The sequence below is a fragment of the Anabaena azotica SJ-1 genome, from assembly GCF_047275885.1.
GTDB lineage: Bacteria > Cyanobacteriota > Cyanobacteriia > Cyanobacteriales > Nostocaceae > Trichormus_B > Trichormus_B azotica_A.
This window is the reverse complement of the sequence record NZ_CP178454.1, coordinates 2,299,576-2,323,423: the sequence shown is the minus strand read 5'-3', so window position 1 is coordinate 2,323,423 and position 23,848 is coordinate 2,299,576. Positions and strand designations below refer to the sequence as shown.

Genomic DNA, 23,848 nt, shown 5'->3' with positions numbered 1-23,848 from the left:
CTATACCTGATAAGGTTGCAAAAGATTTTCACCATTGAAGTGAATCAAATGAGTTGCATCTTCCGCTACCCATACATCAGTCTCCCAAGAAATTTCTGGTAAATATTCTTTCATGGCTTTACGGTTAAGGAAAGCTGTCACCATAACCAGAGGTATTTTAGAATTTTTGAATAAACTTTCAAGTTCAGTTTTGCGTTTAGCATCAATTGGTCCATGTGATGTCACAGCTTCAATTAAAACTAACCAGCTTTGAGATTGAAAATGAATGATAACATCTGGCATTTTTCCATGAGTATCAATTTTAATTCCTAATTCTAACAAAGCTGATTCATCAAAATAGGCAAATTTTTCATCTGTATCACCAACATAAACAATGTTGCTATTTGGTGTAAAGCGGGGGCAAAACTCATTAATGATCTTCTCAATTAAAATATTTTGACCACCTGGTGAAAGTAAGATTGATTTACCTGGAATATTCACTTCTATTCTAGCTTGTAATCTTTCTTGAGCATATTTAGTTTTGAGAGTTTCAATAGATGCTAAGTAAGTTCGCAGATTTTTATCCCATTCATAAGTTTTAAATGTCCGCAACAGTTCTAACGCGCTATCTTCAATTTGGTATACTGTTTTGGGACTATTAACAGGACGCTGAATATTATCAGGATTAACAACTATTAAACCAGCATCAAGAAATTGGTGTATAGTTTGACGACGGACTGTTTCTCTTGTGTTAGGAGCGTATTTTTTACCATATTCTTTTTCCATAAATTCCATCATGGGTGTGATACCTTGGAGTGGCGCTTGTGCAGATATCCAAGTTTCATTGGGTTTTAAATCAAGCAATGCTAATAAAGTTAAACCAGAACGTTCATTTAGCTGTTTTCTAGGAAAACCTAAAACAGCTAGTATTTCTATTGCTTCATCAATACGCGATTTGGTGACAATTGGATTATTTTCAGACGAATTATTCATATTGAATAACACCCTATCTATAATTTTATCTATCTCAGACTGTTGAGGAAATTTTGCTCCTATATATTTACCTAATAAATAAATTTGTTCTAAATTGGGATATTTTAAATTACGTAAATCTGTAGCATTAACTTGAGTATGTCCATTAAATAAACGAAAAAATGAATCTACTAAACTAGAATTTAGATACACAGCAAGACCTTTGGCTAATGTTAAATCTAGTCCATTTCCCTGCTGATGATAATAATTCAAGTGATTTTCAAAACCAATACTAGGAGTATCAATTTTTGTTCCATCGTAAACAACAGCAACAACTCGTTTTTTTTCTTCTTTGGTAGAAAAACGTTTAGTCAAAACATAATGAGCATTAGGAATCAAAAGATTATTTGTTTCCTCGACTGATAATATAGCTTGACATTTTTTATTCGTCTTTGGGTAGCTTATATAACCATGATCAAAGTGAGTAGGATAAATCAATGGTACTGTTCCTGATTCCGGGTTAAGTTTCAAATATTGCTTGATTCTAAAATCAACCACTTTACCTGTAGAAACATTTAAACCTAAATCGTGAAGTGTACAATTAAATTGTTTAATTTGCTCAACTATTTTTTGGCTAAGATTATCTGTAATAATGTGAATGAATCGCTCAGAATCATCAGGATTGATAACCTCTATATAAGGTATATAATGAGATAAGATGATATCATCTTCTGCATTAATACTAGAACTGATTAATATAGTATCTGGCTTTGGCGATTTTTTATTGGCGTGAATAATCACAGTCTCTTGTAGTATTTTATCTTCAGAAAATATTTCTTGTCGTGAATCAAACAAATGAATTTTCTGTAAAGCCATTTTTTCTAGAAAAAATTGCCGAAATTCTCGAAAATATGCCCCATTACAAAAACTTCTGGGAGTAATTGTTATTAATTGCCCATTAATTTTGAGTAATTGAATAGCGGCAAAAATAAAACCTGTATATATGTTAGAAGTTTCTAAACCTAGAGAACTTAATAGTCGGCGATATTTTGATTGGGCATTTATTTTATAATATGGTGGATTCAGAATAGCGTGTGTGAATTTGGTTGTAATTATTTCAGAGAATAAAGGATATTGATAAAAATTAAACACTGCTTCAATAAAATCATTTTCATCAATTTTATAAGTAAAATTTATTCCTAATAATTCACAAGTTTTGTGGCAGCATTTGAGAGTTTTTTCTAAATAAATAATCAAAATTGGGTCATTCTCGTAAGCAGTAATATGTAGATGTTTGGGTTTTTTATGACAATGACATAATTCAGAAATAATAGCAGTTAATAATGAACCAGCACCAGCACCAGCATCAAGTAATGATATTTCTGATAAACTAAAATCAAACATACTTGCCATTAAACTAGCTATTGGTAAGGGTGTAAAAAATTGCCCTTTTTGATTTTTATGATTTTGATTAATATGATTATTTGCTGCTAAATGTATTAGTTCAACTTGATGTAATAGATTTTTGGCTATGTCTTGTTCCCTTCTGATAAGCGTCAGTGTTTTACTGTTATTGATCATCATTCATTGTATGTTGAGATATTCACATTTAAATATCATTAGAAACTAATCTAACTGTAGATTAAAATATACCATATTTGCAAAAATGAAGTCATTCTGTATAAATCTAATTGTCTATACTCCCACAACCTCCCACCAACTTAGATACAATCTATAAGCTGACGTAAATCCAGACTAATCGAAATGACAAGCACCACCACACCAAAAATTAAACTCCCCGAACTCCTAGCACCTGCGGGTAACTGGGAATGTGCAGAAGCAGCAGTAGAAAATGGTGCAGATGCAATTTATTTTGGTTTAGACAAGTTTAACGCGAGAATGCGGGCTGAGAATTTCACCGAAGAAGATTTACCGGAATTAATGGAATTTTTGCACCTGCGGGGAGTCAAAGGTTATATCACTCTCAATACCCTGATTTTTCCCCAGGAACTAACCCAAGCACAGCAATACCTCAAAACCATCATTTCTGCTGGTGTTGATGCTGTCATTGTGCAAGATATTGGTATTTGTCGTTTAATTCGTCATCTTTCCCCCGACTTTCCCATTCACGCTTCCACCCAGATGACTATTACTAGTGCTGCGGGAGTAGAATTTGCCAAATCGTTGGGATGTCAATTAGTAGTCTTAGCACGAGAATGTTCTATTAAAGAAATTAATAAAATTCAACAACAAATATCCCTAAAAAATACTTCCCTACCTTTAGAAGTTTTCGTTCATGGTGCTTTGTGCATCGCATACTCTGGACAATGTTTAACCAGCGAAGCATTAGGAGGACGTTCTGCAAATAGGGGAGAATGCGCTCAAGCTTGTAGAATGCCTTATGATTTAATTGCAGATGGTGAAGTTGTTGATTTAGGTAATCGCAAATATTTACTTAGTCCTCAAGATTTATCCGGTTTAGAAGTTTTACCAGAGTTAGTTAAATCTGGGGTGACATCTTTAAAAATTGAAGGAAGATTAAAAGCACCAGAATATGTTGCTAATGTCACTCAAGTTTATAGAAAAGCATTAGATAGAATAGCAGATGAAACTTCTTTACAAAAAACGATCTCTGTTCAAAATAAAGACCAATATAATTTAGAAATGGCATTTTCTCGCGGACTTTATACAGGTTGGTTTGAAGGAATAAATAATCAAGAATTAGTTCACGCAAACTTCGGTAAGAAACGCGGTGTTTATTTAGGAGAAGTAACCCGCGTTAGAAATGAACAAATAACAGTGAAAATAGCAGCACCTGTTAAACCTGGTGATGGTGTGGTTTTTGACAGTGGACATCCAGAAACGCGAGAAGAAGGTGGAAGAATATATGGAGTGATCGAAAAAGGAAACGAGGTAATTTTAACTTTTGGTAGAGATGATGTGAATTTGCTAAGAATCCATAGAGGTAATAAAGTTTGGAAAACAAGTGATCCAGAGTTAGATAAACAAATCCGTCAAAGTTATGATGGAGAATATCCCCAATTTACCAGACCTATTAATATAGAAGTTTATGGGGAGATAGGAGAAAAATTAATAGCTGTTGCTCGTGATGAAATTGGTAATATAGTTAAGGTAGAATCGGAAATATTACTGTTTGAAGCACACACTAAACCCCTAACCACAGAAAAATTAAAAGAACAATTGGGACGTTTAGGCAACACAGCTTTTTGTTTAGGAACTATCACAAATAACATCAAATGTCATGCAATGTTACCCGTCAGCGAATTAAATAAAATGCGTCGGGAAATTGTCACCCAGTTAGAAGCATTAAGACGTAAACCCAAACTGTGGCAATTAAATCATCATGGAAAATGGCAAGATTTAATCACACCTGAATCTTCCCCTGCTTATGCTTCTGTTTCCCTAATTGTTTTAGTCAGAAACATCAACCAACTCCAAGTAGCATTACAAGCAGATATTAATACCATATACTGTGAATTTGAAAACCCCCGCAACTATCGAGAAGCAGTAAAAATATTCAGAGAATGGAGACATTCTTCAACTAACCCAGTCCCCAGTATCTTTGTAGCACCACCCCGGATATCAAAACCTGGAGAAACTTGGATTTTAAAACAAGTGAAAGATGCTGATGCTGATGGTTATTTAATCAGAAATTATGACCAGTTAGAATATTTTGCCAATGAAAGATGTATTGCTGATTTTTCTTTAAATATTGCTAATCCTTTAACCGCAGATTACTTGAAAAAACGTTTTAATTTAGAACGGTTAACAGCATCCTACGACTTAAATATTAACCAACTCGAAGATTTAATTACAAATTACCCAGCACAACATTTTGAAGTCACAATACATCAATATATACCCATGTTTCACATGGAACACTGCGTATTTTGTGCTTTCCTATCGGAAGGAACAGATTACACCAACTGCGGTAGACCTTGCGAAAAACAGGAAGTAAAAATAAGAGATAGAGTAGGTAGTGAACACATTCTTAAAGCAGACGCAGGATGTCGAAACACAGTATATAACGGTACTGCACAAACTGGTGCGGAATATGTGCAGAGATTAATTAGTTTGGGGTTACAACATTTGAGAATTGAATTTCTCAACGAGACACCAGAACAAGTAAAGAAAACAATAGATTATTATCAACAACTTTTGCAAGGAGAAATCACAGGTTCTCAACTTTGGCAAAAATTGAAGTTACAAAATCAACTAGGTGTAACTCGTGGTGCATTGAGTATGATGTAACTAACCTAGCTATAAGTAGTATACAATACTTATAAACTGTTTTTACTACTTATTATGTCAAATTTAGCACCCCAATGTCAGCAACTGCAATCACAAGTCGAATCTATCTTACAACTTTTACACCAAGAAGCGGCTTTGCGTTCTCAGGATATTACTTCTGTGCATATATCTTTAGATAAAGCTGTTTCTCCTAGATTTGAGATTGTGTTTGCAGGTGCTTTTAGTGCGGGTAAATCAATGTTGATTAATGCCCTATTAGAGAGAGAATTGTTATATAGCGCAGAAGGACACGCAACTGGGACAGAATGTAAAATTGAGTATGCACCAACAGATGCAGAAAGAGTGGTTTTAACTTTTTTAAGTGAAGCAGAAATCAGAGAACAAGCTATTTTTTTGTGTCAACAATTGGGATTTAATACTGTTGAAAGTATTAATAAACCTGATGTAATTGATTTATTGCATCAAGGTTGTCAAGCAATTATTCAACAAGAAGGAGGGGAAAGTAAATCAGAACGCGCAAAACAAGCAAAAGCATTGATTTTATTGTTAGATGGATATGTAGCAAACCGAGAACGTATTCATCCGTTTACAAATGCGACATATTCAATGGAACAGTTTAACTTTTCTAACCTCAAAGAAGCTGCTGGATATGCGCGACGTGGTAGTAATAGCGCAGTTTTAAAACGGATTGAATATTACTGTCATCATCCGCTTTTAGAAGATGGTAACATCATTATTGATACACCAGGAATTGATGCACCTGTCGAGAAAGATGCACAATTAACTTATGCCAAAATTCAACATTCAGATACATCAGCAGTAGTCTGTGTTCTTAAACCTGCGTCAGCAGGAGATATGACAAAAGAAGAAACAGAACTGTTAGAAACAATGCGGGAAAATTCAGGAATAAGAGACAGAGTTTTTTATATCTTTAACCGCATAGATGAAACTTGGTACAATAACCAACTTAGACAAAGATTAGAAGATTTAATTAACAGCCAATTTCGGGATAGTAGGAGAGTTTATAAAACCAGTGGTTTACTAGGTTTTTACGGAAGTCAACTTAAACAGACGACGAGATTAGATAGATTTGGGTTAGATTCAATTTTTGCAGAAAGTGTCAAAAGCTTGGATGGGAAAGAAGAAACACCGCAATTTGTGAATGAATTTAATCGTTATTGTGCTAATTCTGGAAAACTATCTCCCAGTCAATTCCGTATTTCTGTTAACAGCTTTGAAACTCCCAATGAAAATTATGTGAGAATTTTAAGTGAACAGGGAACACCGTTAATTAACCAACTCATTCAAGATAGTGGAATTGAAGAATTTCGTACATCAATTACCCGCTATCTCACAGAAGAAAAACGTCCGCAGTTATTTAAAAATCTCGCTGATGACTTAGGAGATGTTTGTATTAAACTCAAGAAACATTATCAAAGTGTGCAGATTGACTTAGATAGTCAACCGCGAGAAATCGAAAGTATGAAAGAATATGAGTTGCAAAAATTAAACCAGCAACTCCAGCAAGTGGGAAGAGATTTTCATCATCATATTAATGATGAAGTCAACAAACTAATTAATAATAATTGTGAAGAATTTGAGTCTGATTTTCGACAATTACAATCACGAATGATTCGTCGTCTTGATGAATTATTAGATACATTTTCCATAGCTGATGCTTACCGTCGTGCAACGTTGAGTCATCCCCGCAATGCAACTGCACCTTTACTGGCTATTTTAGTAGAGGCTTTTTATTATCTATCAAATCAATTGGAAGATATTTTAATTGAATCTTGTCAACAAGTAATTGCTAATCTATTTCAACAGTTAATGGAAAAGATTAGAAAATCAGAATATTATCGCCAATTGTATCGCTTATTAGGTAATGATGGAGGAATAGAATCAGAGGTCAAATTGATAGAAAAAGTTATTATTCAAGCTTTAGTAAGTGCTGCAAGTGTAGAGTGTGATCGCTTTGTGAGAGAAAGTCCCAGATTTTACGATGAAGGCACATTTTCAATCTATCAATTTCGGCAAACATTACAACAAACTTCCCAAAGTTACGACGCAGAAAGTATCATCGAAGCTGAACCTGCAATTAGACAATTATTGAAGTTAGACTTTGAACCGAAAGTCTCCCACACCATTCGTAAATCTTTCCGTCAAACTATCAACCAAACTATTAAAACTCAGTTGTTACCAATGGGTGAAAAACAAGCTGACGATATTTTACAACAATATCCCCATGCACGTGCTTATTTAGAAAAGACTTTGCAACAGGAAGCTGAGGAAAAGATTGCTAATAATCAACGTTTGTTGAGTGAGGTTGAGGGGAAAATTCAAGAGTATAATACAGCAGTCACAGGAATTAATAGCTGTTTACAAGCGATGCAGTTATATGAACATTTACTGCCTGTAATTGGGGGAGAAGAGGTATAGTATAATACTTGGGGTGAATGCAGGTTTTTCTGTGTTCACCTAATTTTAAATTTCGCGCAAAGATGCAAAGGAAGAAAGAGATGGAAGATAATTTTAAGTTGATAGATTGTAATGATGAAGATGTGATTGAATGCAATGATTTAACTTATAAAGTTAGTAAATTGAAACAAGCATTTGAATCCATAGGGAGTGATACAAATTTTTTGAGTTCTTTGTGGGAAGCATTAAGGAGACAAAAAATTTATTATTTACAAAACAGACATTATAATACTGAATCTTTCAAAGAAGGTATGGATGTCAAAATGCTAAACTTAGGTTCTAAATCTTGGAAGAAAGGAAAAGTAAAATTTAAACTCAGCATTGAATTTTATGTTGAAGAAGAAAATGTAGAAATCAAAGAACCAGAATCACCCCTTGATGATTTACGACGTAAGATAAACGAAGCTACATCATAAATTAATTAGTCCACTGAGGTGAACTTTGTTTGTGTAGACGCGAGCGATTTATAATCGTTTAATTTTCAGAATCAGGATTTAAGGATTTTCAGGATTATTAATTATGAGAATTAGGATTTGATAAAAAGTCAAAAATTAATTTATGTTAAAACTGATAATTAACGAGATAAATATTAGTATAATTGGTGAAATATACTGAGAAAATATTCTAAAATCACCAAATATAAAAATATAAACATTGAACCATATTCTATAAATCCTGATTCTGAACAATATTAAATAAATGCCTAAGAAAATCCGAGAACTAAAACAAATGCTTAAACAAGCAGGGTTTACAGAAATTCCAGGCGAAGGAACTCACACTAACTGGATACATCCATTATATAATGGGAAATAACTATTTCTGGTAAAGATAGTACAGATGCCAAAAAGTATCAAGAAAAAGAGGTCAAACAAGCCATTAAAGAAATAGAAGGTAAAACAGGAAATGATGAATCTTAAATATCAAATGATAATTCAATGGTCAGAAGATAAGTCTTTCTTAGTAGGGTTTCCAGAATTTCCTGGACAAACTTGGCGGACACATGGAGACAATTATCAAGAAGCAGTTAATAATGGAATCGAGGCTTTAGAATCATTAGTAATCGCTTATCAAACAACAGGTGAAACCCTTACAAAACCAACATTTAATCAAGCTGCATAAATCAAATATCCCTGAATTATTGCCATAATCTTTGCATCTGATGAATAATTGATCATAATAAATTGGGGAATTGTAAATCATGATTCCGACAAAAACTACATCCAGAAAATCCTGACAACTAACTATGATTAAAGTTAAAAATAAACTTACCATCGAAGAATTTCTCGCACTTCCTGAAAGTGACACTATATATGAATTCGTTAACGGTGAAGCTTTACCTAAGTATAAAAATGAGCAAATGTCTCCTAAATTTTTTCACGGTTCGACCACAGGATCACTATTTATATTATTATCTAAATGGGCGCAAGAAAAGGGCCGCGTTGTTGTTGAATGGAGTGTAAAATTAACCAGAAATCAACAAGATTGGATACCCGTACCTGATTTAATCTATGTTTCCTACCAACGTCTTCCCATTGACTGGTTAAAAGATGAAGCTTGTCCAGTTACACCAGAATTAGTAATTGAAATTATTTCTCCTGGTCAAACTTTTGGAGATATGATTGAAAAAGCTACTTATTATTTGCAAGCTGGAATTTGCTTAGTTTGGGTAGTAGATACAATATCTCAAACTATCACAGTTTTTACATCCTCTTCTCTCCCTAATACTTTTAGAGGTCAACAAATTATCAGTCATGAGGTATTACCAGATTTGCAAATTACACCGTATGATATATTTAAAAATGCTGGTTTAATTCGTTAAGTTAATTATCAACTACATCCTGTAAATCCAGAAAATCCTGATTCAAACAACATCCATATATGTCAAACAACATCAAAACCAGAATCGACAAATTCAACAACGGACGTGATCCAGAATTATTACAGTTAAAATTCAAAAAACTCGCTACAGATCCATTTTCCTTCTTTCGCGGAACTTGTCATTTATTCTATGAAGATTTTCCTCAAGATTCATCTCTCAACTCTGCACCTCTAACGTGGATATGTGGTGATTTACATCTAGAAAACTTCGGTAGTTATAAAGGTGATAATCGTTTAGTTTATTTTGATATTAATGATTTTGACGAATCTGTTCTTGCACCTTGTACTTATGATTTAGTTAGATTTATCACTAGTATCATTGTTGGTTCTCATGCTGTGGGTATCAATGATGCAGAATCTCTACATTTAAGCGATATATATCTAAAAACTTACACCGAAACTCTTGCACAGGGAAAACCAAGAACTGTAGAAAAAGAAACTGCGACAGGTTTAGTTAAGGACTTATTAGACATTCTGGAAAACCGAAAACGGTCTAAATTTTTAGATAAATACACCAAAGAAAAGAAAGGTAAGCGAAGTTTGGTAGTTGATGATAAACGAATTGCAAAAGCTACAGATACGGAACAGAAAAAGATTAAAAAATTAATTAGAAATTGGCATAATACGACAAATCAAAATGCCGATTTTTATCAAATTCTCGATGTTGAAAAACGCATAGCAGGTAATGGTAGTCTAGGTTTAGAACGTTATATCATTTTAGTAGAAGGTCATGGTTCTCCTGATGAAAATTATTTATTAGATTTCAAAGAAACTCATCCCAGTTCTTTACAACCTTATGTAACAGTATCTCAACCACAATGGGAAACTCCTGGTGAGAGAGTTGTGGCAATTCAAAAACGCTTTCAAGGAACTCCACCAGCATTATTAGAAGCAATCAATGATGGTGAGAAAGCTTATGTTTTACGGGAGTTGCAACCAGAACAAGATAAAGTTAGTTTGCAAGCTTGGGATGGAAAAATAGGACGGTTAGAAAAGTTAATTCAAACAATGGCTGAAGTTACAGCGTGGGATCAACTACGCAGTAGCGGAAGACAAGGTTCTGCAATTGCAGATGAATTAATTGATTTTGCGAAATCTTCTGAATGGCATAATTCTATTATAGAATATTCACGCAATTACTCTGAAAAAGTTAACCAAGATTTTGAAGAATTTCGTCAATCACAATGAATAAAACCCCCCGCATTCCCATACCTCCAGAAGTGAGAAACTATGTTTACCAAAGGGATAAATATCAGTGTCAAAGCTGCGGTAAAACTTCCCAAGAAACTAACCTCAGCATTGATCATATTATCCCTTTGTCTCGTGGTGGAAAAAACGATATTAGCAATTTACAAACTCTCTGTTTAACTTGCAATAAAAGTAAAACAAATAAAATTGACCATCGTTTTCACCGCTATTTTGACATTTAACCAATGTACCAACATTTTTAATGGTGTTTTCGCTGTTAATTTAGCGCAGCTATGTTAGCAATGATTACACCTACGTATAGATATGTCAAGTCTACGGAAAGGTATGGCTGATAGATAGTAGCGTTTTTACTGATCAAAATCGTACAAAAAACCGCAATTCTGACAATATTATTCTCATTTAATTTGAGATATACATATTAACTAGTCAAATTAAATTAAATTAATTACGGCTACATTTTTTTGTTGAAACACTAAATATGAATGGAAATAGAATTCAAGCATCTGAAGAAGCTTCAAAAATCCATCAAGCAAATATGCAAAAAAGCCTAGAAAATCGCTTGCAGATAGCTAGAACAAACATGGACGAAAATCTAGCACGTCTGTTAGAAGCAGAAATGATGCAATACAGTCAATATAAGCCATCTTCTGTTACCAAAATAGGGTTTTTTGGTTTTTTAAGCACCTTACGGAAAAAGCTTTAAAAAAGCTAAAATTTTTAGCTTCGTTGTGTATATTTATCTAGTTGTCATTTTTATTTCTCCTAATAACCCTGGCTAGTGTCACCAGGGTTTTTTATTGCTGATAAAACAGATGTCAACTTCTTAATGTACAGCTTATTAAGAGGGACTTTTGAGAACTTTATACCCCTTTTTAACAGGTAAGAACGGATATACATCTTTAACCAAAAATGCAACCACTCCGTGCAGGAATGTTAAGATCAATATTTTTATCATTCCATTTTATTTCACAGTTTCCATACAGTAATGTTTGTGGTTGATGTTGTAATTGAATACAATCAAAATTAGCTGTAACTGACTCATTACCCACATTCACTGCAATAATTAACTCTTCATTTCCCAAAATTCGCGCAAATACATACAGTGTTCTTTCTGCATAAATAACTTGATAATTACCAATCCGCAAAGCTGGATATTGATGACGTAGTGAAATTAATTGTTTGTGAGTTTCCAGTATTTCCAAATTCCAATTTGCTGCTAACGGAAAACCACGACGACAATCAGGATCTAATGCACCTGGTAAACCAACTTCATCACCATAATACACACTTGGCGCACCGGGAAAAGTTAATAAAAGCAAAGTTGCTAATTCCATACTAGCAATATCACCACCGGCAATGGTAATTAATCTGGCTGTATCATGACTTGCGAGTAAATTAAGTTGGGTTAGCTGAATTTCCCAAGGATAAAGCTTCAATAATTCCTCAATTTTTTCCGCGTATTCAGCAGCAAATAACGGTGGATAGGTTTCATAAGCACGTCCTTCTACCTGTTGTAAATCTACGCGATCGCCTGCGGTAAATGCAATAGTCGGACCCGTAAATAAATAATTCATCACCCCATCGAATTGAGTTCCATCCAACCACTGACGGGAATCTGTCCAAACTTCCCCCACGATATAAGCATCAGGATTTATGGCTTTTACTCGTTGTCTAAATTCTTGCCAAAAACCGGGAGTTTTAATTTCAAAAGGTACATCTAAACGCCATCCATCAATACCGAATTTAATCCAATATTCGGCAATTTCCATAATATATTCCCGAACTTCCGGGTTATCATGGTTAAATACTGGTAAAGAACGAATACCCGCCCAACTTTCATAATTTGCAGGTGCATCACCCGTATAAGGTGCAAGTGGCCAACCTTGAATTTTAAACCAATCGACCCAAGGTGAATGGGGTCCATTTTCTAAAATGTCGTGAAAGAAGAATATACCCCGACTTGCATGATTAAAAACACCATCAAGCACAACTTTAATATTACGTTGATGTGCTGCATCTAACAATTCTTTAAATGCTTCATTTCCTCCCAAAATTGGATCAACTTGATAGTAATCATGGGTGTGATAACGGTGATTACAAGCAGATTGAAAAATGGGAGTAAAGTAAATAGCGTTAATTCCTAAACTTTGAATATAGTCTAATTGTTCTACAACTCCCCATAAATCCCCACCTTTATAACCTTGGAGTGTGGGAAAAGCATCCCAATCTTCCCATTTTGCATTATTCAATAATCGTTTATGGGGTTGTGTGCTTTTAGCAAATCTATCAGGGAAGATTTGGTAGAAAACCGCGTGTTTAACCCAGTCTGGTGTGTGAATCTGCATATTTACTAAGAACTTATGAATTTATCAATATATCCAATAAATTCTCCCAGACTAGGAACACTATTAGCAAGGTTCATATACAAAAAATCGTAATTTAGATTCAAGACAGTTCTCTCTACGTGATTTTTTGTCTTTCTGTAAGCTTTACCTACAAGTTGATAAATTTTATGTAGAGACTCATGAGGGCAAGATATTGCTTCCATATCATCAGTTTTCGGATTAAATCCAAAACTTTTATGAATTAGCTCTAGTGTTAAACTGGCATCTATTTCGATAAAATGATGATATTCTGCTAAAAACCATGCTTCTATTTCCATAACAGCAAGGACTACATTTGTGGGTATTACTATATTGATTTGCGTCAAGACGAAGTTTACACCCCTTTGCACATCTGATTTCTTGTTTGGATAAATATCACGTAATCCTATGATTCTTTCATAGCCCGATTCAGTTAGTGAATTGTACTGGTCTTTTATGTCTGATGCAACCCTTGTTTCACCACCAGAGTTATAGATTAACACATAAAATTTTGTTGCAGCAGTGACAGCATCTGTCATTATTACCTGAGCAAATTTTCTTCCTTCCTGAGATTTAATTTCTATAGCAATCTGATTTTTCCCAGCAACTTCTCTCAGCAGTTTTTCGACAAAAATTTGTTCAGTTTGCCCCTCCACAAAAATGGCTAATTTCTTCACTCTTCTATATTCTCCTCATTACCAAAACCCTCCTTATAAAATTGAGTAGCAAAAAAATCGAAATTATTTAGACCCGTGAACTTAAAATCATCAAATATTTCTTTTGAATTATGTATATTATGAAGTTTGGCTAATCCAGGTTTCCTTTCAATAACTGACCAATATTCTAAAGGAACACCATTCATAATAAATCTGTCATTTGTTGTCATTATTAGCTGAACTAATCCATTTTCGGTTTCGGCTTTATTAATAAGTAACTTAATCATTGCTGATGCTCTTTCAAAATCGAGTCCTTCCCCAATATCATCTATTAAAATACAACTAGGTTTTTTAGCTAACAGTGAATAGTTTAATTGAATTATTAAAGATAATGCTCTAAACATTCCTTGGGATATTAATCCTTGTTCAGTTTTTGCTTTTAGATCATTTTCTTGAACATAAAGGCATTGTGGTTTAATGGGGATTTCATCATCTTCATCAAACAATTGAACTGATGCTGGTATTTTGGTTTCTATTTCAGATATGTTGTAACCTATAGATAACATATCTGATTTTATGGCTGTAATGAAATTTTCTCCCAATTCCTTTTGTCCTGAAGTGAATATATCAACTACTCTATCTGTATCTTTTAAATCTATATTTTTTGCATTAGCTTTAGCTGAACCAAAATAACCAAGATAACGTTTTCCTAATTCTGTGCCAAATTCATAATATCTCAATAGGGTTGCCCACTTGTAAATTTCTTCAAATTGAGGATGCTGGATAGAATCTCTACGTTTAAAAATTGCCACTCCATCCAGGGGTGTTTGAAAATCAATATCTTGATCTAATTTTTCAGCCCAAACTTTTCCCTCACCTGATTCTTTCCTATCCAGGTAAGTCTTAGAACCAATAGTAAAAATTTCTTTGACTACCTGTCCATTTTCAGCTTGTAAAATATAAACTTTTTTCCGATCTTCTTGATCAGAATCAAAAATTAATTTCCACTCTCTTAACCTACCATCAGGTCTAATAACTTTGTCACCAGATAATAAATTAGATATAAAGTTAATAGCTCTAAGTGTTCTCGATTTGCCAGAGGCATTTTTACCAACTATTAAATTTACATTACCTAATTGACAACCATCTAAACGCCACTGACTGGGCTTACCTTGATCCTCACCATATTCTACAAAGTCTAATCTCATATAGTTACACTTTTTACGCTGAATTAAGGAGACAAGAGCCTATTATAGTTCTTTCGCAATCATACTAATTTTTATGCTCCAGGAAAACATTAGCCCGTGGTTTGGAATTCCCTATTGCTTAACCCAAAATGATTATCTTGGTTGTATGTAGAGCGATCGCACCCTATCCACCCCTTCCCAGTCTCTACTATAATTAATACATTAGTTCTATTTTCCCCACTAGACCCCCATCTCAAAAATTCTTCCCCAAGATTCTTTGATCCCCCCTTATCAGCTGCCACTCATAGTCCTAAACTGTAGGTGAGAGTTGAAAGGCAGTCTGGAGAAATTTTGTGAAAAAAGTTTTAGCAATCATACTTGGTGGGGGTGCGGGTACTCGGCTTTATCCGCTAACCAAACTCCGCGCAAAACCCGCAGTACCAGTGGCTGGGAAGTATCGGTTAATAGATATCCCTGTTAGCAACTGCATTAATTCAGAAATCTTTAAAATCTACGTTCTGACACAATTCAACTCAGCTTCTCTGAATCGCCACATTGCACGTGCTTACAATTTTAGCGGCTTCAGTGATGGATTTGTGGAAGTGTTAGCTGCACAGCAAACTCCAGAAAACCCCAACTGGTTTCAAGGTACAGCGGATGCTGTGCGTCAGTACATTTGGATGTTGCAGGATTGGGATGTAGATGAATTTCTAATTCTTTCCGGTGATCACCTCTACCGCATGGATTACCGTCAGTTTATCCAGCGTCACAGAGACACAAATGCTGATATTACACTTTCTGTCATCCCCATAGACGATCGCCGCGCCTCAGATTTTGGTTTGATGAAAATCGACAACTCTGGTAGGGTCATTGACTTTAGTGAAAAACCCAAAGGTGAAGCTTTAGCGCAAATGCGTGTCGATACTACGGTATTGGGGTTAACAAAAGAACAGGCACAATTACAACCCTACATCGCTTCGATGGGGATTTATGTCTTTAAAAAAGATGTTTTGATCAAACTGTTGAAAGAATCTTTAGAACGGACTGATTTTGGTAAAGAAATTATTCCTGATGCAGCTAAAGATCACAACGTTCAAGCTTTCTTATTTGATGACTACTGGGAAGATATTGGAACAATTGAAGCCTTTTATGAGGCTAATTTAGCCCTGACTCAACAACCAATGCCGCCTTTTAGCTTCTACGATGAAGCAGCACCAATTTATACTCGCGCTCGTTATTTACCTCCGTCTAAACTCTTGAATTGTGATATTACAGAATCAATGATTGGCGAAGGTTGTATTTTGAAAAATTGCCGAATTCAGCATTCAGTTTTGGGAGTGCGATCGCGAATTGAATCAGGCTGTATAATTGAAGAATCCCTACTCATGGGTGCTGACTATTATCAACCATCTGTTGAACGCCAATGTAGCCTAGAACAAGGTGATATCCCTGTAGGTATTGGCACAGACACCATCATTCGCAGAGCCATCATTGATAAAAATGCCCGTATCGGTCACGATGTCAAAATTATCAATAAAGATAACGTCCAAGAAGCCGAACGCGAAAAACAAGGCTTTTTCATCCGTAGTGGAATTGTGGTTGTTCTCAAAAATGCTGTAATTCCCGATGGAACAGTTATTTAGTCACTGATAATTGGGAAAAGGCAAGAGGCAAGAGGCAAGAGGTAGAAGTCAGGAGTTCAGGAGTATGGCTTACGCCACGCTGCGCTATCAGGAGTCAGGAGTCAGGAGTCAGAAGGCATAAGTTCTTTAATTTTGACTTTTGACTTTTAATTTTCCTCCCCTGCTTCCCCTGCTTCCCCTGCTTACTGTCACCTGTCACCTGTTCCCTGTCACCTGTCACCTATTCCCAATGACTAAACTACTTTTGCTGATTGGTCTTCCTGGTAGCGGTAAATCAACTTTAGCAAAACAATTGCTGACTGACAGCCCCCAGATGCAGCTAATTTCTACAGATGCCATCCGGGGGCAAATATTTGGTTCTCAAGCTATTCAGGGTTCATGGCTGTTGATTTGGAGGGAAATAGGAAGACAATTTCAGCAAGCTACTACTGTAGGTATCTGCACTATTTTCGATGCTACCAACGCCCAAAGAAGAAATCGCCGGGAAATCATAGAATTAGCCCGTGAAATCGGTTTTACTCACATTACTGGACTATGGATAAAAACTCCAGTTTGGCTGTGTTTAGCACGTAATAAAAAGCGCGATCGCCAAGTTCCTGAAGACGTTATTTTGCGAATGCACCGTCAACTCCGGGATGCTCCTCCTAGCTTAGAAGAAGGACTAGACGAAATCATTTATAAGTAAGGTGGGGAGCAGAAGGGGAGCAGGGGAGATGGGGAGATGGGGAGGATGGGGGAGAAAATTAATTCTTTCTTCTTCCTGAACTCCTGATAGCGTTCACGTAGTGTGCCGAAGGCATAGCGTGGCGTTAGCCATACTCCTGAACTCCTGAACTCCTGAACTCCTGATAGCGAAGCGTGGCGTTAGCCATACTTCTGAACTTCTGAACTCCTGACTCCTGACTCCTGCCTTCTGCCTCCTGCCTTCTGCCTCCTCAAGAGTACGGTAATTTCGCTGGCACGATGAGCAACAACCACACTAGATTTTTGATATTGTTTGCTAATTTAATATCAGAATTCTTTTGCCTGGCATTAGACTAGGCAAACAGTAAATCTCATATCTTAGAAAAAAACATAACCTAAATTTTTACAGGAGGCTGGTAAATGGCTGCAACTGACTTCAAGGACTATTACTCAATTTTAGGAATCAGTAAAACTGCCAGTCCAGAAGACATTAAACAAGCTTTTCGTAAACTCGCTCGTAAGTTCCACCCTGATGTTAACCCTGGTAACAAGCAAGCAGAGGCAAAATTTAAAGAAGTTAACGAAGCTTACGAAGTTCTCTCTGACCCAGATAAACGCAAAAAATATGACCAATACGGTCAATACTGGAAGCAGGTCGGTGAAGGCTTCCCTGGTGGTGCTGCGGGTGCTGATATGGGCGGTTTTGACTTCAGTCAATACGGTAGTTTTAATGATTTCATTAATGAATTATTTGGTGGCGCAGGACCTCGTACTAACAGACAAGGTTACTCTTATCGCACGTCTACTGGTAGACCAAGTGGCGGTTTTAACGATTTTGGGTTTCCAGATGCAGGTGTAGGTTCAGCCCAAGATAGCGAAGCTGTTATTAGTTTAACTTTTGCTGAGGCATTCAGTGGAGTTCAAAAACGCTTCAATTTAGGTAACGAAACAATTGATGTTCGCATTCCCGCAGGTGCAAAAACTGGTACTCGTCTGCGGGTGCGGGGTAAGGGTCCAGTTAACCCCATGACTCAACAACGGGGAGATTTGTATTTAAAAATAGAATTACAACCCCATTCTTTTTTCCAAATGGAAGGTGATAATTTGGTTTGTGAAGTGCTAATCACTCCCGATGAAGCTACTTTGGGTGCTGCTATTGATGTACCCACACCCGATGGTAATGTAAATGTGAAGTTGCCGGCAGGAGTTCGTTCTGGTCAGTCTCTGCGTTTACGTGGTAAGGGTTGGCCTCTAGCTAAAGGTGGACGTGGCGATCAGATGGTGAAGGTGGCGATCGCACCTCCAAAAGACCTCAGCCCACAAGAGAGGGAATATTATGAAAAAATCCGGGCTATCCGTACTTACAACCCCCGCAGTCATTTGGCACAGGTTAAATTATAAGGAGGCAGGAGTCAGGAGTCAGGAGTCAGGAGTCAGGAGTCAGGAGTCAGGAGTCAGGAGTCAGGAGTCAGGAGTCAGGAGTCAGGAGTCAGGAGTCAGGAGTCAGGAGGATAAGAAGAAAATATTTCCCCCATCTCCTCATCTCTTCATCTCCCTCATCTCCCCCATCTTACTGTCACCTGTCACCTATCACCTGTCACCTGCTTTATGCCGTTCTGGACATTAACAACTTCCTAAACCCTTCTATCATCTCTGGTGTCGCTTGGGTGGTTTGCCATGCTGGACGTGCAACTAAGCGATCGCACCAAGCTTTTAATTTTGAATATTTATCTAAGGAAATACCCGTTTGCGGAATCCACGATACAATACTTCCCGCTACCACATCAGCTAAAGTTAAGCTGTCACTACCGAAATATTCACGCTCATCCAACAGGTTCTCAAAAAATTGTAATGCTGTACTAACTTTAGTTTTAGCTTGTTCAATCGCTTCTGGATTTTTTCCTGGTAAATCAAATATTATAGACATCATTGGTGTCAATGAAGGTAATAATTCATTAACACAAACCATTTCCACCATTCGCACAATTGCTAAATCTTTGGCATCTTTTGGCAACATCGAAGGAGTGGGATATTTGGCTTCTAAATAATCTAAAATTGCCAATGATTCTACTACATTAAAACCGTCATCAACCAAAGCGGGAATATGATGAAAAGGGTTAATCGCTAAAAATTCAGGTTTAAACTGTTCTCCATTTAGTTTAACTTCTACCAGTTCAAATTCCAATTCTTTTTCTATTAGTGTGATCCAGACTCGGCGAGAATTTGGAGAAATCGGTGTATGATAAAGTGTAATCATGCTCAAATATCTTAAATTAAATTATCAATTCTTATTTTACATTATTATCAGTGATCAGTTATAGCTATTCCCATTCCGGTGAGGCATAAGAATTAATAATTGAACACAGATGGACGCAGATGAACGCAAATATTTTTGTACCTCATCAGTGATTTATTATCCTTTTCAACTCCTGACTCCTAAATTTTACAATTAAATTGTTCTAGTAATTTTTCTACACTGGCATTGTGATCTAAGAACGAAAATAAATGTCTATAGATTAATTTCCCATCTTTATCTAATACAAATTGCGCTGGTAAAGGCGCTCCTAATGCTTGTCCTGCTTTGTAAGTCCGAAAAACATAACAACTAGGATCACTCAATAAAGGCATTTTTAAGCCTAAGTCTTGGACAACTACTTGACTCTGCTTTTTATCGGTGCTAGTAATCATTAAAACTTCTATTCCCCGATTTGTAAATTCCTCATAATTTTCATTCAAGGCTTTAATATGGGGATAACAAAATGGACAATACTGTTTTTCTGTAAAAATTCGGGTAAATGCCAGTAAAACAGGTTGTTTACCACGATAATCTGATAATTTTAGGGTGCGATTATTGGTAATATCTGATAATTTAAAATCTGGTGTTCCTACTCCCAACCTGAAATCATCTAATGCTGGTTTTGGTAAAAGATTGCGGAAGAATCTTTCATTAAATAAGCCAGTAAAATCTGTTGATGTCAGCATAAGTAATTAAAAATTAAAAGTTAATGGGAGCAGAGGGGCATGGGAGCAGAGGGGCAGGCAAAAAGTTATTCTCCTCATCTCCCTCATCCTCCCCATCTCCCTCATCTCCCTCATCTCCCTAGACTGCTGCGAAATAAACTTTAGACTTCACAGGGTCGGGAACCATTGTTTTTTCTCCAGGTTGCCAACCAGCAGGACAAACTTCGTCGGGATGGGACTGAACGTGCTGAATAGCTTGTAATGTACGCAGAGTTTCTTCGACGCTGCGGCCAAATGCCAGATTATTAATAGTAGCGTGTTGAACTACACCATCTTTGTCAATGATGAACAAACCACGCAAAGCAATACCCGCTGCGGGGTCGAGAACGTTGTAAGCGGCGCTAATTTCTTTTTTGATATCGGAAACTAGGGGATAATTTAAATCGCCTACACCACCAGATTTACGATCTGTTTGAATCCAAGCCAGGTGTGAAAATTCGCTATCAACAGAAACACCGAGAACTTCTGTGTTAAGCTTCTTGAATTCTTCGTAGCGATCGCTAAATGCTGTGATTTCAGTGGGGCAAACAAAGGTAAAGTCTAAAGGGTAGAAAAACAAAACGACATACTTACCGCGATAGTCGGAAAGTTTGATTGTCTTAAATTCCTGATCTAATACAGCTGTTGCTGTGAAATCGGGAGCCTGCTGACCAACACGAAGGCATCCTTCTGTTCCGTAAGTGAGCGTCATTAACCTAGTTCTCCTTCAACTTATATCCATTTTTCGCGTGAGAATACGGGTTAGATAAATCTTACCCATCTACGCTTGTCACAGTTTAGTTACGATCTGTTACGACTATATCATACTCATTACGATTTTGAGTAACCGATAACCGATCATTCCATTACAAGGTGACAGGTGACAGGGGACAGGTGACAGGTGACAGGTGACAGTAATTTCAATACCCATTACCCATTACCCATTACCCATTACCCATTACCAACCCCAAATCTAAAATCCAAAATTTCAAATCCAAAATCTAAAATCTAAAATCCAAAATCCAAAATCGAATGACTGATTTAGATACTAGAGAATGGTTATTAACCAATGGCTTGGGTGGTTTTGCCAGTGGGACAGTTGCGGATGTGCATACAAGGACTTATCATGGTTGGTTATTTGCCGCTACGAATCCACCTTCTGGGCGAAAATTCTTACTTTCCCATTTGGAAGCAAGTTTAGAAATAACTGGAAAAGCAATAGCACTGGGAACAAATATTTGGGGTGGTGGTGAAATTGAACCCACAGGCTATAAATTCCTGCACCATTTCGATATTAACCCTGTTCCCAAATGGGTTTGGAGTGGGGATAACTGGCAGTTAACCAGGCAGTTGGTGATGCCAAATGGGAATTGGGAAAGGCAGGGGAGCAGGGAGCAGGGAGCAGGAGGAGAAGATTTTTCCCAATCACCTATTACCCAAAGAATTTTGATTCAATATCGGTATGAGGGTAAGGAACGAGGGATTTTAAGGTTAAGGCTGTTTATAGGCGATCGCAATTTTCATCATCAACAAAGAGGCTGTAAAGAAATACAGTTTTCTCAACTGGTCAATCAACAGATGGTTTGTTTGCAAATGAATGATGGTGGTGAATTTGGTACACCATGGCATCTGCGCTGGACACAAGGAGAGTATCAATCCCATGGACTATGGTACTGGAATTATAGTTTACTGGAAGAAACAAAACGAGGATTAGGCGATCGCCAAGACCTTTATAGTCCCGGTTATTTAACAGTTAACCTCCAACCAGGAGATACAGTCACCCTAGAAGCTCAAGTGGGTTTACCCGACTCTCAACCAGCAATTCTTTCTCCTGATAGTTTTGCAGAAGCAGTAGACGCAGAACAAGAAAGACTTACTCAAATTTTTGGTTGGTTATCAGCAAACTCTTACCCCACACCCTACACCCCACACCCTACACCCTCTTCTGCACTGTCACCTGTCACCTGTCACCTGTCACCTATTAAACAACAACTACTCAAGGCCAGTGATCAATTTATTGTTTATCGTAATTCCATAGCAGGCCCTACAGTGATTGCTGGATATCACTGGTTTGGTGATTGGGGACGAGATACTTTAATCGCTTTACCTGGATTGACACTGGTTACAAAACGCTTTGACATAGCAAAAGGATTATTAAAAACTTTTGCCCGTTATTGTCGTTATGGGCTGATTCCCAATGCTTTTCCCGATGTTGATAGCGAACCTTTTTATAACAGTATTGATGCTGCTTTATGGTGGATTGAAACTTTAGGACTTTATTTAGAAGCTACTGAAGATTGGCAGTTTTTGGTAGAGCAATTTCCAGTTGTGCAGCAAATTCACAAAGCTTTTGTTGGTGGTACTCGCTACAATATCCAAGTTGATGCCATTGATGGGCTAATTTCTTGGGATGCTAATGGTGTGGCTTTGACTTGGATGGATGCACTGGTGGAAGGATTACCTGTAACACCCCGCTGTGGTAAGTCAGTAGAAATCAACGCTCTGTGGTATTCGGCTTTATGTTGGTTGAGTCAGTGGGCAGAACGTTTAAGCCAAATAGATACAGATAATTTTTTACGTTTGACTAATCAAGCACAACGCTACGCACGGCAAGCAGAACAGGTAAAAAATTCGTTGCAGAAATTCTGGAATCCACAACTAGGTTATTTCTATGATGTTATTGACCCAGACGATCGCCGGAATTCGCAAATTCGCCCCAATGCAGTTTTGGCTTTATCTTTGCATCATTGCGGTTTTTCTGTTCAGCAAGGTCGTCAAGTTTTGGATTTGGCAACTTCTCGATTATTGACTCCTTACGGCTTGCGAAGTCTTGATCCAGATGATCCAGAATATATGGGGAAATGTGAGGGTAGTCCACAAAAACGCGATCGCGCTTATCATCAAGGTACCGTTTGGACTTGGTTGATTGGTTCTTATATCCGGTCTTGGCAGCGTTTTTACCCAGAAGCACCTATGCCTTTTGACTGGCAACCACTTTTAGATCACTTCTTATCTAGTGCTTGTCTGGGTTCAATTTCGGAAATTTTTGATGGTGATGCACCGCATATATCCAGGGGTGCGATCGCACAAGCTTGGTCTGTTGCTGAAGTGATACGGCATTATCAGTAATTGCATTTGTGGTGTAACTACTCATCAAACATGGTATCACTGGATTTTTACCAAATTTGGTTTTATTTCACCCAAACAATAAAATTTCCATTAGGTGAATGATAAAGTTTGCCTTCTTGGTTTGTACCTGCTTGTACTATTGCTACTAACAACAAAACACAGATTCAGTATCTGCGTTTATCCGCTAACTTATGCAGTTAATTACCCACGAATTTTAAGAATGGCTCAGGTCAGATTTGAACTGACGACCCCAGGCTTATGAGTCCCGTACTCTAACCAACTGAGCTACTGAGCCGTGTTGTTTTATCAACTTCTATTAAGATAGCATACGATTTTGGCTATGGCAATTCCCAAATCAAAATTTTTTTCCAAAATAAAAGAGGGAGCAAATCTCCCTC

19 protein-coding genes, 1 tRNA gene and 1 pseudogene are annotated in these 23,848 nt (G+C 36.8%); 13 read left to right on the top strand and 8 right to left on the bottom strand.

What is annotated here, in order from left to right; genetic code table 11:
- Positions 1-2,535 (bottom strand): BsuBI/PstI family type II restriction endonuclease, encoded by a 2,535-nt coding sequence (locus tag ACLLO5_RS10180; RefSeq protein ID WP_413175327.1) that lies wholly within the window; start codon positions 2,533-2,535, stop codon positions 1-3.
- Between the two features lie 180 nt (positions 2,536-2,715).
- Between ACLLO5_RS10180 and ACLLO5_RS10175 the strand changes: the two genes are divergently transcribed.
- The 9 genes and pseudogenes from ACLLO5_RS10175 (at position 2,716) to ACLLO5_RS10135 (ending at position 11,491) form a co-directional block, all read left to right on the top strand.
- The gene (locus ACLLO5_RS10175) at positions 2,716-5,223 is read left to right on the top strand and encodes a DUF3656 domain-containing U32 family peptidase (protein WP_413175326.1); all 2,508 of its coding nucleotides are present in this window, start codon (positions 2,716-2,718) and stop codon (positions 5,221-5,223) included.
- Positions 5,224-5,277: 54 nt separating this feature from the next.
- Positions 5,278-7,662: a dynamin family protein gene (locus ACLLO5_RS10170; protein ID WP_413175325.1), complete on the top strand. Its 2,385-nt coding sequence runs from the start codon at positions 5,278-5,280 to the stop codon at positions 7,660-7,662.
- An 80-nt stretch (positions 7,663-7,742) separates the two neighbouring features.
- Complete coding sequence (locus ACLLO5_RS10165; RefSeq protein ID WP_413175324.1) at positions 7,743-8,117, top strand: KGK domain-containing protein; 375 nt, start codon at positions 7,743-7,745, stop codon at positions 8,115-8,117.
- Positions 8,118-8,400: 283 nt separating this feature from the next.
- A pseudogene (locus tag ACLLO5_RS10160) lies at positions 8,401-8,618 on the top strand (type II toxin-antitoxin system HicA family toxin).
- A complete protein-coding gene (locus ACLLO5_RS10155; protein ID WP_413175323.1) occupies positions 8,605-8,820 on the top strand; it encodes a type II toxin-antitoxin system HicB family antitoxin in 216 nt (71 codons plus the stop codon). The pseudogene ACLLO5_RS10160 and the gene ACLLO5_RS10155 overlap by 14 nt, the downstream one beginning before the upstream one ends.
- Positions 8,821-8,944: 124 nt before the next feature.
- On the top strand, positions 8,945-9,520 hold the full coding sequence (locus ACLLO5_RS10150) for a Uma2 family endonuclease (RefSeq protein ID WP_413175322.1): 576 nt from the start codon (positions 8,945-8,947) through the stop codon (positions 9,518-9,520).
- Between the two features lie 59 nt (positions 9,521-9,579).
- Positions 9,580-10,767 (top strand): DUF2252 domain-containing protein, encoded by a 1,188-nt coding sequence (locus tag ACLLO5_RS10145; RefSeq protein ID WP_413175321.1) that lies wholly within the window; start codon positions 9,580-9,582, stop codon positions 10,765-10,767.
- Positions 10,764-11,009 carry an HNH endonuclease gene (locus ACLLO5_RS10140; RefSeq protein ID WP_413175320.1) on the top strand — a complete coding sequence of 82 codons (246 nt, stop codon included), beginning with the start codon at positions 10,764-10,766 and terminating at the stop codon, positions 11,007-11,009. The genes ACLLO5_RS10145 and ACLLO5_RS10140 overlap by 4 nt, the downstream gene beginning before the upstream one ends.
- Before the next feature lie 257 nt (positions 11,010-11,266).
- On the top strand, positions 11,267-11,491 hold the full coding sequence (locus ACLLO5_RS10135; RefSeq protein ID WP_413175319.1) for a hypothetical protein: 225 nt from the start codon (positions 11,267-11,269) through the stop codon (positions 11,489-11,491).
- Between the two features lie 196 nt (positions 11,492-11,687).
- Here the strand turns inward: ACLLO5_RS10135 and ACLLO5_RS10130 are convergent, their stop codons facing one another.
- Genes ACLLO5_RS10130 through ACLLO5_RS10120 form a run of 3 tightly spaced genes read right to left on the bottom strand, consistent with a single transcriptional unit; the run spans position 11,688 to position 15,015 of the window.
- The gene (locus tag ACLLO5_RS10130; protein ID WP_413175318.1) at positions 11,688-13,133 is read right to left on the bottom strand and encodes a glycoside hydrolase family 13 protein; all 1,446 of its coding nucleotides are present in this window, start codon (positions 13,131-13,133) and stop codon (positions 11,688-11,690) included.
- Between the two features lie 5 nt (positions 13,134-13,138).
- Complete coding sequence (locus tag ACLLO5_RS10125) at positions 13,139-13,828, bottom strand: DUF4276 family protein (RefSeq protein WP_413175317.1); 690 nt, start codon at positions 13,826-13,828, stop codon at positions 13,139-13,141.
- A complete protein-coding gene (locus tag ACLLO5_RS10120) occupies positions 13,825-15,015 on the bottom strand; it encodes an ATP-binding protein (protein WP_413175316.1) in 1,191 nt (396 codons plus the stop codon). The genes ACLLO5_RS10125 and ACLLO5_RS10120 overlap by 4 nt, the downstream gene beginning before the upstream one ends.
- A 332-nt stretch (positions 15,016-15,347) precedes the next feature.
- Between ACLLO5_RS10120 and ACLLO5_RS10115 the strand changes: the two genes are divergently transcribed.
- The 3 genes from ACLLO5_RS10115 to ACLLO5_RS10105 all read left to right on the top strand — a co-directional run bounded on the left by ACLLO5_RS10115 (position 15,348) and on the right by ACLLO5_RS10105 (position 18,722).
- Positions 15,348-16,637: a glucose-1-phosphate adenylyltransferase gene (locus ACLLO5_RS10115; protein WP_413175315.1), complete on the top strand. Its 1,290-nt coding sequence runs from the start codon at positions 15,348-15,350 to the stop codon at positions 16,635-16,637.
- Positions 16,638-16,866: 229 nt separating this feature from the next.
- A complete protein-coding gene (locus tag ACLLO5_RS10110; protein WP_413175314.1) occupies positions 16,867-17,322 on the top strand; it encodes an AAA family ATPase in 456 nt (151 codons plus the stop codon).
- 419 nt (positions 17,323-17,741) lie between these two features.
- On the top strand, positions 17,742-18,722 hold the full coding sequence (locus ACLLO5_RS10105) for a DnaJ C-terminal domain-containing protein (RefSeq protein ID WP_413175313.1): 981 nt from the start codon (positions 17,742-17,744) through the stop codon (positions 18,720-18,722).
- 205 nt (positions 18,723-18,927) lie between these two features.
- Here ACLLO5_RS10105 and ACLLO5_RS10100 read toward each other — a convergent pair whose 3' ends face one another.
- The 3 genes from ACLLO5_RS10100 to ACLLO5_RS10090 all read right to left on the bottom strand — a co-directional run bounded on the left by ACLLO5_RS10100 (position 18,928) and on the right by ACLLO5_RS10090 (position 21,033).
- Complete coding sequence (locus tag ACLLO5_RS10100; RefSeq protein ID WP_413175312.1) at positions 18,928-19,578, bottom strand: glutathione S-transferase family protein; 651 nt, start codon at positions 19,576-19,578, stop codon at positions 18,928-18,930.
- Between the two features lie 179 nt (positions 19,579-19,757).
- Positions 19,758-20,303, bottom strand: a complete 546-nt coding sequence (locus ACLLO5_RS10095) for a peroxiredoxin family protein (RefSeq protein ID WP_413175311.1) — start codon at positions 20,301-20,303, stop codon at positions 19,758-19,760.
- A gap of 118 nt (positions 20,304-20,421) precedes the next feature.
- Positions 20,422-21,033, bottom strand: coding sequence for a peroxiredoxin (locus ACLLO5_RS10090; RefSeq protein ID WP_413175310.1), 612 nt, complete (start codon positions 21,031-21,033; stop codon positions 20,422-20,424).
- Positions 21,034-21,353: 320 nt separating this feature from the next.
- Here ACLLO5_RS10090 and ACLLO5_RS10085 point away from each other — a divergent pair, with 320 nt between their 5' ends.
- Complete coding sequence (locus ACLLO5_RS10085; RefSeq protein ID WP_413175309.1) at positions 21,354-23,450, top strand: amylo-alpha-1,6-glucosidase; 2,097 nt, start codon at positions 21,354-21,356, stop codon at positions 23,448-23,450.
- Positions 23,451-23,671: 221 nt separating this feature from the next.
- Here the strand turns inward: ACLLO5_RS10085 and ACLLO5_RS10080 are convergent.
- A tRNA-Met gene (locus ACLLO5_RS10080) sits at positions 23,672-23,745 on the bottom strand.
- Positions 23,746-23,848 lie beyond the last annotated feature (103 nt).